Below are 13,598 nucleotides of genomic sequence, written 5' to 3'. Positions count from 1 at the left end.
GAAACTGCCGGGGGTTTTTCGTTGTGCCATCACGGCCGTGTCGGGCAGCGGTGCTTGGTTCGATGACGGAACAATCACCCGGCAAACACACAGTGGAACGGCAGTCGGAGCTGCTGATGCAGCGGATTGAAGGCAGTCCGGCACTCGGCAGAGAGTCGGTATTTTTTTTCAAAAGGGTGTTGAAAACAGATGAGTTGATAAGCTAATTTCTTAAAGTCATGAAATGATGTGTTCCTGACGAGGACTTCACTGCCGATTCAAGCTTGAAGACGTCTATGTTGAACCTCCCGAAGCCTCTGGCGATGCCCCGCTGGAGGCTTCTCTACCTCCTCGTCTCGTGATCCTCCTGTGACCGGCGCCGCCTGTTGGCGTGCTCCCTTCTGATCGTTGGCCAACGCGCTCGCGGACAGCGGCGTGCTGCCACGGTTCCGCCATGCGGCTAAAAATCCTCTCTTGTCGTCTTGACCAGGAAATCCCGGATCGTCACTCTGACAATCAGATGACGGGCCCTGACACCGTCACGTAGTGGGAAAACGGTCCAAGATGAGTTCGGAAGGCTCGGCGGGAGTACTGCGTCCGTGGTCCGACCAGGACGATCTGGCAGATGCGATCACGCGTCTGTTGGAAGCGCGTCCGGGTGGCCGCCTCGATTTGGCTGAATGTCTGGCTGTCGCGCGGCGAATCGACCGCAACGACGAGGACTCCTGGTATCGCGAGTGGATGCAGTGCGCGGATACGATGCGGGCGGCGGCCGGCGGCGCGTTGAAGGAGGGGCAGCTCCAGACCGCATTTCGCAAATGGTCGCGGGCCGTTGATTGCTATGAGGCCGCGGCCTGTCCGCTCAGTGGCTCTCACTCCCGTCAGACCGCCGTGCTCGCCCGCATGCGGGAATGCGCGCGTGACTTCCTCCGCTGCGCCGAGCCGCAAGGCGAGGTCGTCACGATTCCCTGGCGGACCGACTATCCTCTCGAAGCCTATTTTCTCCCGGCACCAGGCGATGGGAGGAGGGCGCCCACCCTCATCTGCATCGGTGAGCCCGGTCGGCGCAAGGAGACATCGCTGTTCAGGCTCGCGGCACATGCCGAACAGCGCGGCCTGGCGCTGCTCGTCGTCGACCTCTTGGGGGCCGGACCGGACTGTCGTTTCGAGGAGATCGTCGGCCGTCGCGATCTCGAATCGGCGATCGCGAGCGTGACGGACTACGTGACGTCGCGCGATGACGTGGACGAGGCGCGGATTGCGATTCTCGCCGACGACTGGAGCTCATCCTTCGTCGCGCGCGGAATCGCGCTGGATCCGCGCTATGCCGCCGCAGTTTGCGACGCCGGGCTGTGGGACATTCACGAGCGCGTCTTCCTGTCGCGCCGCCTCGCTGCGAGCGAGCGGGGCAGAATGTCCATCGCGAGCGATGGCCTGGCGGCGCGGCAGATCATGTGTCCGCTGCTGGTGACGGTGCCGGAGCGTGGCTGGTTGCGGGCCGACATCGCGGCCCGGCTGATCGCGCAGATCAAGCGCGAGCACCCGGATATCACGCTGAAGATATTCCCGGGTGAGGGCGCGGATTCGCTCGAGGCGGACGTCTTCGTCTTCGACTGGATCGCCAGGCGGCTGGCCGAGTCTCCGCGGCGACCAGGCTGAGCCCGCGGACACCGCATTCCGACGCAGCGGCACCGCGCCCTTCGGGCGGGGTGCGAACGGCTTCGTCCCAGGCTGGCTTCAGAGGCCCATCGAGAGCCGGGCGCTGGCCTTTTCGAAACGCTCCTTGAGGCCTGCGAGCTTGTCCGTGAAGGTGGCGAGCTCCGGTGCGTCGAACTCCTCGAAGATGAAGCTGAAGATCTGGAGCTGCTGAGCTTCCAGCTCGGCGAACTGATCCGAGGTCTTGCTCGTCAACGACATCAGGACCACCCGGGCATCGTTGGAGGCCGGCCTGCGCAGCATGAAGCCCTTCTTCTCGAGCAGCTTCGATTGCGTCGTGACGAAGGAGGGGTCGACGTGTAGCCGCTTGGCGGCCGCATTCACGGCGACACCCTCGCCCCGATCCAGCTCGGCGATCGCCATCAGAATCATCCATTGCGGACCGCTGATGCCGATCCTCTTGGCCCAGAAATACCGCAGCTCCTCCAGATGGACGTTGATCGTGGCGATCTCTCTGGCGAAGCGGATGATGGCGTCGCGATTCTTCGGCGGATGCTCGGCAGTTTGCGGTTGCGCGGCCGCTTCCACAGGTGCGGCAGAGGTATTGTTCAAGGGCGCCATTGCTCAAGAGTTCCAGGACGAAGCCAGACCCTAAAGAAAAAAAATCCGCAACAAAATCACTTATCTAGGAGGTCATCCCTGTTCGTCCTTGCGGTGCACAGCAAGCTGCCTCGGTGTTGCCCTCAAGACACATTTCGGCTTCATTCAATTACCTGACTGCATAAACTATTTTGCTTACCGAATGAGCGAAGGCATAGTTCCTGACGACGGTGGGGGGTTACTCGATCGTCCCGTGACAGGTGGTTCGCTTAAGTCCCTCGCGTGACGCGGGTGTGTCCGAGAGCGCGAAGCGGCTGAAGCGGTTTTTTCGGGAGCGGAGGAAGCGGGTCGTCCTGGGGGATCTTGATCCGGTTCTTCTTCAAAAGAGCAACTTGGAGGTTTAAATGAAGACGGTTAAGAGCCTTGTCCTCGGCTCGGCGGCGGTGCTGCTCGCCATGTCCGCGGCTCAGGCGGCCGACCTTCCGATCAAGGCCAAAGCGGTCGAGTATGTGAAGGTTTGCTCCCTGTACGGTGCGGGCTTCTACTACATCCCCGGCACCGACACCTGCATCAAGCTCGGCGGCTATCTGCGCGGCGATGTGGCGGTCGGCACCAACAGCGACTTCAACGGCACGTTCAACGGCCAGGGCGGCGCGCACAACCGCCTCAGCAACTACTACACCACCCGCGCTCGTCAGGACATCAACATCGACACGCGCACGGCGACCGAGTACGGCGTGGTCCGTACCTTCGCCGACATCACCTTCAGCTGGACCTCGGGCGGCTACGCCGGCACGGGTTCGGCGACCGGTGCGACGTCGTACTCGACCGCAGGCGCTCCGGGCGCTCAGGCCGACGGCAACATCGCGCAGGGTTCGATCGGCGTGTACTATGCCTTCATCCAGTTCGCCGGCTTCACGATGGGTAAGGCCGTGTCGCAGTTCGACACGCCCTGGACCAACTATCCGGGCAACAACTTCGACGGTCTCGCCGGCGGCGGCGGCACGGTCACTGGCGTCAATCAGCTGAGCTACACCGCTGACTTCGGCTCCGGCATCACGGCCACCGTTTCGGCCCAGGATGCGACTGCCTACTACCAGAACAACCTCTGGAACGTGGCGGGCTCGACGGCGGCTGGCGTGATCGGTGGTGCTTACGGCACCAGCAACTACGGCGGCAACGTTGCTCCGGACTTCGTCGGTATGGTCCGTGTCGACCAGGCCTGGGGTCTGTTCCAGGCGTCGTTCGCGGCGCATGACAACCACGTCGCCTACTACGGCGCGTCGGAGACCTCCGGCCACCCGGCTGACAAGTGGGGCTGGGCGGCTCAGCTGGCTCTGTCGATCAAGAACATCCCGACTGGACCGGGTGACACGATCAACATCCAGGGCGTCTACACCAACGGTGCGAGCCGCTACAACATCCAGAGCCTGATGCCGAACAACTACGCGATGTACGGCAGCTCCGGCCTGGCTGGCGCCTATCAGAGCATCGGCTTCGCTGGCCTCGGCGACTCGGTCTTCACGACCGGTGGCGAGCAGCAGCTGACCACGACCTACGGTATGCGCGGTGCGTACACCCACAACTGGAACCCCGCCTGGAACACTGCGATCTACGGATCCTGGGCTGCCGTCCGTTACAACGGCACTGCCAAGGGCCTGATCTGCACCAGCCCCGGCGTGGTTGCGACCTTCAACGCGGGTTCGACCTGTAATCCTGACTTCGATCTGGCCACCGTCGGCCTGATCACGCGCTGGACCCCGGTCAAGAACCTGACCTTCTCGGCCGACTTCGCCTACTCCTGGCTCGACCAGAAGCACTCGGGTTCGGTCACGGCTCCGGCCGCTGGTACCGTTGCCAAGCCGGCTGCGGTTTACGAGCTGAAGGACCAGACCTCGGCTGTGCTGCTGCTCCGCGCTCAGCGCAACTTCTGATCCAGATCGTCTGACGACGGTTTGACCGACCCCCGGCAGGCAACTGCCGGGGGTTTTTCTTGGGCCGAACCACTGCTCCAATGGACTCGCCAGGGTGAGCGTGGTGCATTCCGGTCCCGTCATGTCCTGCACGGGCATCATCTCCGTCGAACCACCTCCACCGGACGTGCCTGATGGCATCGTCGGGCAGCGCGGTCTTCTCCGACGACCTTCACATCCAATCGCGCATTCGCGTCTGTCTGGTGACCGCTCGTCTCAAAGATGCGTGAAGGCGGCCGCGTGACCCGTTGGCTGCGAAATCGTCGATCGATCGCAAATCCAATCCGGACGAAATCGACCTTGATGAGTCGCGGGAGCGCCGACCGGTAGCTCCCGATGCGTGGGCCGCCACAGTTTCCTAAATCCGCGACTCGTTCTCAAACCCGATCCGAGACCGTTGCGCTTCAGTCCTGCCATCCATCCGACGCAGACAAGGCGGCCCGGATCGCCGCCCACACATTGTTATGGGGTGCGCGGTCGAGCCGTGCGGTGCCCCCGCGTCGCCATAAGCATGGTCCGGCGCGTCACGAGAATGGTCCGATAAAACACGAAAAATGCCTCCGGATCGTTCCGAGTGAAACGCTATGCGCGGGCAGTGTGAAGTCGCTGGAGACGAGCCGACTCGCCGAGTGGGGACATTCGCCCCTGCTTCAGGGGTGGTCTGACGTGAGCAATTTGGAGGTTAGTATGATGACTGTGAGGAGCCTTGTTCTGGGCTCAGCGGCGGCGTTGCTCGCCATGAGTGGGGCTCAGGCAGCCGACCTTCCGATCAAGGCCAAAGCGGTCGAGTATGTGAGGGTCTGCTCGATGTACGGCGCGGGGTTCTTCTACATCCCGGGCACCGACACCTGCATCAAGCTCGGCGGCTTCCTGCGTGCCGAGGTGGCCTTCGGTACCAATACGATCTTCCAGAACGCCGTGAACGGCGTCGCCGGCGGACGCAATCGTCTCAGCAACTACTACACGACTCGCTCGCGCGCGGACCTCAACATCGACACCCGCACCGCGACCGAATATGGCGTCGTGCGCACCTTCTTCGATGGTGTATTCCAATGGACCGGGGGCAGCTACGCCGGGACGGGCTCGCCGACCGGCGCGACGGCCTATTCGACGGCGGGCGCGCCGGGAGCGCAGGCCGACGGCAACATCGCGCAAGGCGGGATCGGCGTGTTCTATGCCTTCATCCAGTTCGCCGGCTTCACGATGGGTAAGGCCGTGTCGCAGTTCGACGCGCCCTGGGCCAACTATCCCGGCAACAATTTCGACGGTCTGACCGGCGGCGGCGGCACCATCACGGGCGTCAACCAGTTCACCTACACCGCCGACTTCGGCTCGGGCATCACCGCGGCGATATCGCTCCAGGACGCGACGCAGTACTCGCAGTCGCAGATCTGGAATACGGCGGGCCAGACGGCCGCCGGCGTGATCACCGGTGCCTACGGCACGTCGAACTTCGGCGGTAATGTTGCGCCCGACATCGTCGGCATGGTGCGCGTCGACCAGGCGTGGGGCCTGTTCCAGGCCTCCTTTGCGGCGCACGACAACCACGCCGGCTTCTTCGGCGCGAACGAGACCACCGGGCATCCGGCCGACAAATGGGGCTTTGCAGGTCAGCTTGCTCTCTCGGTCAAGAACATCCCGACCGGTCCAGGCGATACCATCAACGTCCAGGGCGTCTACACCAATGGTGCCAGCCGCTATAACTTCCAGAGCCTCTCGCCGATCAACTACGCGATGTATGGCGGCAGCAACATGGCCGGCGCTTATCAGAGCCTCGGCTTCGCCGGCGTGTCTGATTCGGTGTTCGGGGCGGGCACCCAGCAGCAGCTGACCACGACCTACGGCGTCCGCGGCGCCTTCACTCACAATTGGGACTCGTTCTGGAATACGGCGGTCTACGGCTCCTGGAGCGCCGTCAGGTACAACGCCACGGCGAAGGGCCTGATCTGCAACGGCGCCGGCATGGTCGCTCTCGGCATCGTCGGTGCGAACTGCAACCCGGACTTCAACGTCTCGACGCTGGGTGTGATCACGCGCTGGACGCCGGTCAAGAATCTGACCTTCTCGGCGGACGTGGCCTGGACCCGGCTGGACCAGAAGTTTGCCGGCGTCGCCAATGCGCCCGCGGCTGCGGCGGTCGCCAAGCCGGCCACCACCTATCAGCTGAAGGACCAGGACTCGGTCTCGCTGCTGCTCCGCGCCCAGCGCAACTGGTGATGAGAGGCGAGTAGGGACTAGGGAGTAGCGAATCGCGGTTGACTGGCCATCCACATCCAGTCTCGCTACTCGCTACTCGCTACTCGCTACTCGCTACTCGCTACTCGCTACTCGCTACTCGCTACTCGCTACTCGCTACTCGCTACTCCACCACTGCGCCGCGGCGCAGGTCGGCCTCGATCTGCAGCCGCGAGCCGCCGCCGAAGCGGGCGCGATAGACCTGCAGATTTTCCATCACGCGCTGCACGTAATTGCGGGTCTCCGCGAACGGGATCAACTCCACCCAATCGACCGCGTCGACCTTGGGATCGCGCGGATCGCCGTAGCGCTCGACCCATTTCCTCACGCTGCCGCGGCCGGCATTGTAGGCTGCGAAGGTCATGATGTACGAGCCCCGATAATCCTCGAGCAGGCCGCCGAGTTCGGCGGCGCCGAGCTGGGCGTTATAGACCGGATCGGTCTTCATCCGGTTGAGATCGAAGCTGACGCCGGCGCGCTTGCAGACGTAGCGGCCTGCGTCCGGCGTGACCTGCATCAGCCCGTAAGCCTGCGCCGGCGACACCACGGCCTGGTTGAAGGCGCTCTCCTGGCGCGCGATCGAGAAAATCACGCTCTGCTCGACCTCCGGTCCAATCGACCGGAACGCCGGAATGCCGCTGACCGGATAGGCGTAATGATCGAACGGCAGTCCGCGATTGAGCGCGGCCTTGCCGACCAGCAGCATCGCCCGAGCGTCGCTGTTTCGGCCGGCGATCTCGGCCAGCCCCACCAGCACGTCCGGATCGCCATTGTCGCCCATGTCGGCGAACATCGGAATTGCGACCTCGCCCTCGTCGAGCTCGTAGAGCAGCTGCACGGCGCGGACCACCTCCAGCCGTTCGACGCCGCGTCCGCGGCCGGTCGGCGCAGCGTTGAGGCCGAGCTGCGGCAGGCCGAGCTTGGCCCGCGCGAGCTGCCCGTAATAGCTCGTCGACTGCTCGGCCGCCGAAGTGTAGGCCGCGCGCGCCTCCTGCATGCGGCCCATCGCCTCTGCGGCGCGGCCCTGCCAATAGCCGGCGCGTGCCAGGGTCGTCGGGTTGACGCTGCCGACGCCGATGCGGGCGAAGTGCTGGGCAGCCGTCGCCGGATCCTTCAGGAAACGGAGCGCGATCCAGCCGGCGGTGAACTCCTGCTCGGTCTTGTAGATGTCCCGGCTCGGCAGCGCGGCGTCGCGGGCGATCAGATAGGCGCTGCGGTACTCGCCGGTGTCGATCATCTTGCGCGCCAGCAGGCGGCGCTCGATCCACCATTCGTCCAGATTGTGCAGACGGCCGGGATCCTTGGGTGCGCTCAGCATCAGCTGCGCCGCATCCGTGAAATTCTCGTCCCGCCTGAGCAGCTGGATGCGGCTGAAGATGTAGCCGGCGTCGCCATGCAGCTCGCGCGGAACGGCGTCGAGCAGAGCGCGGCTGTTGGCGGCCTTGCGATAGGTCGCGATCCGCGCCTTGGCCAGGGCCAGGTGCCCCGAGCCGAGCCGCCGCGCCGCGCGCAGCGCGGCCTCGTGCTCGCTGCCGTACAGCAGCGTGTCCATTCGCGCCTTGTGATCGCCACCGGAGAGCAGCGCGCCGAACTGGTTGAGAATGTTGTTCTCGGTGTCCTCCGACATCGCATCGTTGCGCCAGGCCTCGCGCACCAGGCGCTCGGCATTGGCGCGGTCGCCGCGATTGAGCATGACGCGGGCGAGCGCGAACCGGCCTTTGGCCGAGAGCGGCGATTCGTTCTCGAACCAGGACCACACCACGGCGTCGTCGCGCTTGTCGTCCCACAGCGCAGCCTCCAGGCGGCGGCGCAGGAAACTCTGCGACGGCCAGCTCGGATTGGCGGTGATGAAGGCGCGATAGCGCTCGACGGTGGCGTTGTTGTTGTCGCTGCGCAGGATCACCCATTCGGCGAGCTTGCGCGCCACGGGATCCGAGATCGCCTGCTCGACCTGGGTGGCGTCCTCAGGCTTGCGCTTGCGCACCAGTTCGATGACGTTTTCGAGCGTGTCCTTGTCCGATTGCGAGGTGGCCGACGTCGCCGCAATCGCGGCCGGTGCGATCGGCTTGCGGGAGGCGGGCAGGGCGGCGTGCTGGCGCGGCGGCAGGCTCGGGGCTGCCGCAGCGCTCGGCGTGATGTCCCTGGGGCCGGTCCGCGGCGGCTCGACGGAGCCCTTGGCGTGGGACTTGATGTCGGACTTGGCCTCGGCGCGGGCGTCGGCCTTGCTCCTGGTTTCGGTGCTCTCTTTGGCTACGGTACCGGGAGCCGCGTGACGGGCGATCGGCCGCGCCTTCGGCAGCGGAACCTTGTCCTTGGCCAGGGCGATGTCTCCGCCAAGCGCAAGCCCGAGCGTCAGGCTGGCGGCCAGGGACACCGAGAGAGACACCGACAGGGCGGTCGATCGCAATGCGGCGGCGCGGGCAGAAGAGGGCACGGCGTTCCTTTGCGGCGGATGACTTCGATCCCTGACGATCTTGGTCTATCGAAAAGGTGAACAAATACTAAATGTACGGGGGATGGTTGCAACCTGCGCCAACACCGCGGCGAAATCACGACCGAAGGGCGGCGCTGCGGCCCTGCGACGCGGGCTCGGACGGTTCCCGACAGGCAGTCAGGCGCGTCGCGGGGGCGATGGCGTTACGGCACGCGGCGGGCGGGCGCGGCGATTCGGCCGGCATGCATGCCTGTTGAGAAGGCAGCCGACACCAGGGCGGGCCTTCCGCCTTGTGTCCAGACCCGGTATGAAGTGCGCTTCGCTCTGGGGCAATGCGCGTTTGGGAGGGAGTTTCATGGCAGCCAAGACGAATTTCCGAGGCTCTTTCACCGCCTTGGTGACCCCCTTCAAGAACGGCTCCGTGGACGAGGCGGCGTTCCGCAGCCTCGTGAACTGGCAGATCGACGAGGGCACCAACGGCCTGGTGCCGGTCGGCACGACGGGCGAGAGCCCGACATTGAGCCATGACGAGCACAAGCGGGTGGTCGAGTGGTGCATCGCCGAGGCCAAGGGCAGGGTGCCCGTGGTGGCCGGCGCGGGCTCCAATTCGACCAAGGAGGCCGTCGAGCTCGCCCAGCATGCCGAGAAGGCCGGGGCCGATGCGGTGCTGGTGGTGACGCCGTACTACAACAAGCCGACGCAGGAAGGCCTGTATCAGCATTTCAAGGCGATCAACGATGCGATCGGCATTCCGATCATCATCTACAACATCCCGCCGCGCTCGGTGATCGACATGTCCGTCGACACCATGAAGCGGCTGTATGATCTGAAGAACATCGCTGGGGTGAAGGACGCGACCGCCAGCATGGTGCGCGTGTCGCAGCAGCGCGCGGCGATGGGCGAGGATTTCAACCAGCTGTCGGGCGAGGACGCCACCATCATCGGCTACATGGCCCATGGCGGCCATGGCTGCATCTCGGTCACGTCGAACGTTGCGCCGCGGCTGTGCGCGGAGTTCCACAAGGCCTGGCAGAAGGGCGATGTCGCCACCGCGCTGAAGATTCACGACAAGCTGATGCCGCTGCATACCAATCTGTTCATCGAATCCAATCCGGCGCCGGTGAAATACGCGCTCTCGCTGCTCGGCAAGATCGAGGAGAAGCTGCGGCTGCCGATGGTGCCGGTGTCGGAGCCGACCCGGGTCGCGGTGCGCGATGCCATGGTTCACGCCGGATTGATCAACTGATCGAGCCACTCGATCGCGCCCGAGAGTTTTCTTGCAAGTCTGAGGGGGATGCAGGCATGTTGAAGGAATTCCGCGAATTCGCCATGAAGGGCAACGTCGTCGACCTCGCGGTCGGCGTCATCATCGGTGCGGCGTTCGGCGCCATCGTCAACTCGCTGGTCGCCGATGTCATCATGCCGATCATCGGCGCGATCACCGGCGGCCTCGACTTCTCGAACTACTTCATCCCGCTGTCCAAGGCGGTCAATGCAACCAATCTGGCGGATGCGAAGAAGCAGGGCGCGGTGCTGGCCTATGGCAGCTTCCTGACGCTGACGCTCAACTTCTTCATCGTCGCCTTCGTGCTGTTCATGATCATCCGCTTGATGAACCAGTTGAAGCGGAAGCAGGAGGCGGCGCCTGCCGCTCCGGCGAAGCCCACAGCCGAGGTCGAGCTTCTGACCGAAATCAGGGACCTCCTGAAGAAAGCCTGACGTGGCCGACAAGAACGAGCCCAAGATCACGGTCGCCGCCGAGAACCGCAAGGCGCGGTTCAACTATGCGATCGAGGACACCATCGAGGCCGGCATCGCGCTGACCGGCACCGAGGTGAAGTCGGTCCGCAGCGGCAAGTCGACGATCGCGGAATCCTACGCGGATTCCCGCGACGGCGAGATCTGGCTGATCAACGCCAACATTCCCGAATATCTGCAGGCCAACCGCTTCAACCATGAGCCGAAGCGGCCGCGCAAGCTGCTGCTGCATCGCAAGCAGATCAACAAGCTGATGGGCGCGGTCGACCGCGAGGGCATGACGCTGATCCCGCTCAAGCTCTATTTCAACGAGCGCGGACGTGCCAAGCTGCTGCTCGCGGTGGCCAAGGGCAAGAAGCTGCACGACAAGCGCGAGAGCGAGAAGAAGCGCGATTGGGGCCGCGAGAAGGGCCGTCTGCTGCGGGCGCGCGGGTAACGCGGCTTTAAACCATGATCCGGAAAAGTGCGCAGCGGTTTTCCGAAAAGATCATGCGCAAACAACAACCTAAAGCGCGATGACGATTCATCCTGATCTCATCGCGCTTTAGCCTTCGCCGCGCTCTCCTCAGGGGGACGCCCAGGCCAGGGAAGCGATCCGATGAATCAGAAGAACCTGTTGAACGTCGATTGGAGTCTCATTCCGGCGCCGACCGATGACGGTGCAGCCGATCATCTCGTCGGGATGACCATTCCGCCGCTCAGTCTGCGCGCGACCGACGACAGGCTGGTGACCCTGTCGGATCTGGCGGGCCGTAGCGTCGTGTTTGCCTATCCGCGCACAGGCGAGCCCGGCAAGGTGTCCCTGGTCGAGGATTGGGACATGATTCCGGGCGCGCGGGGATGCACGCCGCAAGCCTGCAGCTTCCGCGACCTGTTCGGCGAGCTGAGGGCGGCGGGTGCCGCCCATGTGTTCGGCCTGTCGACGCAGAGCAATGCCTACCAGACCGAAATGGCCTCGCGCCTGCATCTGCCGTTTCCGGTGCTGTCGGACGACAGGCTCGCGTTGACCAACGCCCTGCGCCTGCCGACCATGGAGATCGCCGGACTGACCATGATCAAGCGTCTGGCGCTGATCATCGACGATGCGCGCATCGCGCATGTGTTCTATCCGGTGTTTCCGCCCGACCGCAACGCGGGCGACGTGCTGGCGTGGCTGAAGGACAACCGCGTCAGCGTCTGAATTTCAGGCCGTTCGCCTTCGACGCTGCGAGTGCGGCATACTCGGTCATTGCGAGCCAAGCGAAGCAATCCAGAGTCCAGGGCGCGGCCCCTGGATTGCTTCGCTCGCAATGAAAAAGGCTCCGATTTGGTCGAGGTGAACTAATCCAGATCCGCCTTCACGCGCGCGAACACGGCGTGGAACATCTCGGTCGTGAGCACGCCGGTGTTCGTATTGTAGCGCGAGCAGTGATAGCTGTCGTACAGCCGGATCCCGCCCGCCTGATGTACGGCGCCGTGGGCGAAAGGGGCGGCGGCGGCGCGCAGGCCGAACAGCTTCAGCAGCGTGTCGTGCGAGATGCGGCCGAGCGCGACGATGCTGCGCAGGCGCGGCATCGCGGCGATGCTGGCGCCGAGGAAGCTGCGGCACTGATTGATCTCGGCCGGCAGCGGCTTGTTCTGCGGAGGCACGCAGCGCACCGCGTTGCTGATGCGGCAATCGACCAGGGTCAGCCCGTCGTCGGGACGCGCCTCGAAGCGCCCCCGGGCGAAGCCGTAGTGGAGCAGCGTGCCGTAGAGCAGCTCGCCGGCATAGTCGCCCGTGAACGGTCGGCCGGTACGGTTTGCGCCCTGCAGCCCCGGCGCCAGGCCGACGATCAGCAGGCGTGCGCCCGCATCCCCGAACGACGGCACGGGCGCATTGAACCATGACGGCTCGCGCGCCCGCTGGGTGTTGCGGAAATCGACGAGACGGGGGCACAGCGGACAGTCGCGGTCGGGATCGGTCGGATGTGCTGCCGAGAGAGGTGTGTCCGAATCGGTCGTTCGAGCGCCGCGCTTGACCGTCCTAGTCCTCGAAATCGTCATCGTTGGACGTGGTGGTGGTCGTGGGCGTGCGCGCGGCCGGCGCGGTCGAACGTTGCAGGAACTGCGGCGAGTGATGGCGCGGCTCGCGCGGGGCAGGGCGTTCGGACGGGTCGCGACCGAGCTTGGACTGCAGTTCGACCAGGTCGGTGAAGACGTCGGCCTGGCGGCGCAGCTCGTCGGCGATCATCGGCGGCTGGCTTGAGATGGTCGAGATCACGGTGACGCGAACGCCGCGGCGCTGCATCGCCTCCACCAGCGAGCGGAAGTCGCCGTCGCCCGAGAACAGCACCATCTGGTCGATGTGCTCGGCGAGCTCCATGGCATCGACGGCAAGCTCGATGTCCATGTTGCCCTTGACCTTGCGCCGGCCGCTGGCGTCGATGAATTCCTTGGTCGCCTTGGTGACGACCGTATAGCCGTTGTAGTCGAGCCAGTCGATCAGCGGGCGAATCGACGAGTACTCCTGATCCTCGATGATCGCCGTGTAATAGAACGCGCGAAGCAGCGTGCCGCGGCTCTGAAATTCCTTGAGCAGGCGCTTGTAGTCGATGTCGAAGCCGAGCGTCTTGGCCGTTGCATATAGGTTGGCGCCGTCAATGAAGAGCGCAATCTTGTTGGTCGAAGATGACATTCAGTGTCTCGCGTTCAGTTAGATTCTATTTTTGGCGCGGCTCCACTCGGCCGCGCATTCCATTTCAAGATACTGCCAAGGTGTTGGCGGTCCGTCTGGTGTGAGGTTACCGCAAACAGGAGTGATCGGGGCAACAAAGGCGCAGTTGTGACGACGTAATGAAGCGTTTTCTTGTCCAAGGCCCGAATTCCGCGGGTCCGGACGGAGCGCCAGTCAAGGTTGCCGAATTCGGTACTCCTTGCACCTTGCCGGACCCTGACGCCAGTTTGGCCTTGCGAAAACCGGCCAGTCTCTATACCTAGCCCAG

The 13,598-nt window shown here is 64.3% G+C and carries 11 protein-coding genes; 7 read left to right on the top strand and 4 right to left on the bottom strand.

Annotated features, from left to right (window positions below):
• The first annotated feature begins 543 nt into the window (after positions 1 to 543).
• Positions 544 to 1,638: a hypothetical protein gene (locus QXZ94_RS11825; RefSeq protein ID WP_315720543.1), complete on the top strand. Its 1,095-nt coding sequence runs from the start codon at positions 544 to 546 to the stop codon at positions 1,636 to 1,638.
• A 78-nt stretch (positions 1,639 to 1,716) separates the two neighbouring features.
• Here the strand turns inward: QXZ94_RS11825 and QXZ94_RS11820 are convergent, their stop codons facing one another.
• A complete protein-coding gene (locus QXZ94_RS11820; RefSeq protein ID WP_315720542.1) occupies positions 1,717 to 2,256 on the bottom strand; it encodes a MarR family winged helix-turn-helix transcriptional regulator in 540 nt (179 codons plus the stop codon).
• Positions 2,257 to 2,639: 383 nt separating this feature from the next.
• Here QXZ94_RS11820 and QXZ94_RS11815 point away from each other — a divergent pair, with 383 nt between their 5' ends.
• Together QXZ94_RS11815 and QXZ94_RS11810 are read left to right on the top strand one after the other, a co-directional pair.
• Positions 2,640 to 4,169, top strand: coding sequence for a porin (locus tag QXZ94_RS11815; RefSeq protein WP_315720541.1), 1,530 nt, complete (start codon positions 2,640 to 2,642; stop codon positions 4,167 to 4,169).
• Positions 4,170 to 4,895: 726 nt separating this feature from the next.
• Positions 4,896 to 6,425, top strand: a complete 1,530-nt coding sequence (locus QXZ94_RS11810) for a porin (protein ID WP_315720540.1) — start codon at positions 4,896 to 4,898, stop codon at positions 6,423 to 6,425.
• Positions 6,426 to 6,567: 142 nt separating this feature from the next.
• Here QXZ94_RS11810 and QXZ94_RS11805 read toward each other — a convergent pair whose 3' ends face one another.
• A complete protein-coding gene (locus tag QXZ94_RS11805) occupies positions 6,568 to 8,877 on the bottom strand; it encodes a lytic transglycosylase domain-containing protein (RefSeq protein WP_315720539.1) in 2,310 nt (769 codons plus the stop codon).
• A gap of 355 nt (positions 8,878 to 9,232) precedes the next feature.
• On the opposite strand from QXZ94_RS11805, the gene dapA reads away from it, so the two are divergent.
• From dapA to QXZ94_RS11785, 4 genes are all read left to right on the top strand, one after another.
• A complete protein-coding gene (dapA, locus tag QXZ94_RS11800) occupies positions 9,233 to 10,123 on the top strand; it encodes a 4-hydroxy-tetrahydrodipicolinate synthase (protein ID WP_315720538.1) in 891 nt (296 codons plus the stop codon).
• A 56-nt stretch (positions 10,124 to 10,179) separates the two neighbouring features.
• Entirely contained in the window at positions 10,180 to 10,596 is a 417-nt protein-coding gene (mscL, locus tag QXZ94_RS11795) for a large conductance mechanosensitive channel protein MscL (RefSeq protein ID WP_315720537.1), read from the top strand.
• A 1-nt stretch (position 10,597) separates the two neighbouring features.
• Entirely contained in the window at positions 10,598 to 11,071 is a 474-nt protein-coding gene (gene smpB / locus QXZ94_RS11790; RefSeq protein WP_015666386.1) for an SsrA-binding protein SmpB, read from the top strand.
• Positions 11,072 to 11,233: 162 nt separating this feature from the next.
• Positions 11,234 to 11,815 (top strand): peroxiredoxin, encoded by a 582-nt coding sequence (locus QXZ94_RS11785; RefSeq protein WP_315720536.1) that lies wholly within the window; start codon positions 11,234 to 11,236, stop codon positions 11,813 to 11,815.
• Between the two features lie 140 nt (positions 11,816 to 11,955).
• On the opposite strand, the gene QXZ94_RS11780 is transcribed toward QXZ94_RS11785, so the two are convergent.
• Together QXZ94_RS11780 and QXZ94_RS11775 are read right to left on the bottom strand one after the other, a co-directional pair.
• Entirely contained in the window at positions 11,956 to 12,660 is a 705-nt protein-coding gene (locus tag QXZ94_RS11780; RefSeq protein ID WP_315720535.1) for a uracil-DNA glycosylase, read from the bottom strand.
• Positions 12,641 to 13,291: an NYN domain-containing protein gene (locus QXZ94_RS11775; protein WP_172114031.1), complete on the bottom strand. Its 651-nt coding sequence runs from the start codon at positions 13,289 to 13,291 to the stop codon at positions 12,641 to 12,643. The genes QXZ94_RS11780 and QXZ94_RS11775 overlap by 20 nt, the downstream gene beginning before the upstream one ends.
• Positions 13,292 to 13,598 lie beyond the last annotated feature (307 nt).

The sequence above is a fragment of the Bradyrhizobium sp. SZCCHNS2022 genome, assembly GCF_032377575.1.
GTDB classification, from domain to species: domain Bacteria; phylum Pseudomonadota; class Alphaproteobacteria; order Rhizobiales; family Xanthobacteraceae; genus Bradyrhizobium; species Bradyrhizobium aeschynomenes.
Note: the sequence above shows the minus strand (reverse complement) of the source record. Positions and strands in the feature narration are given on the sequence as shown.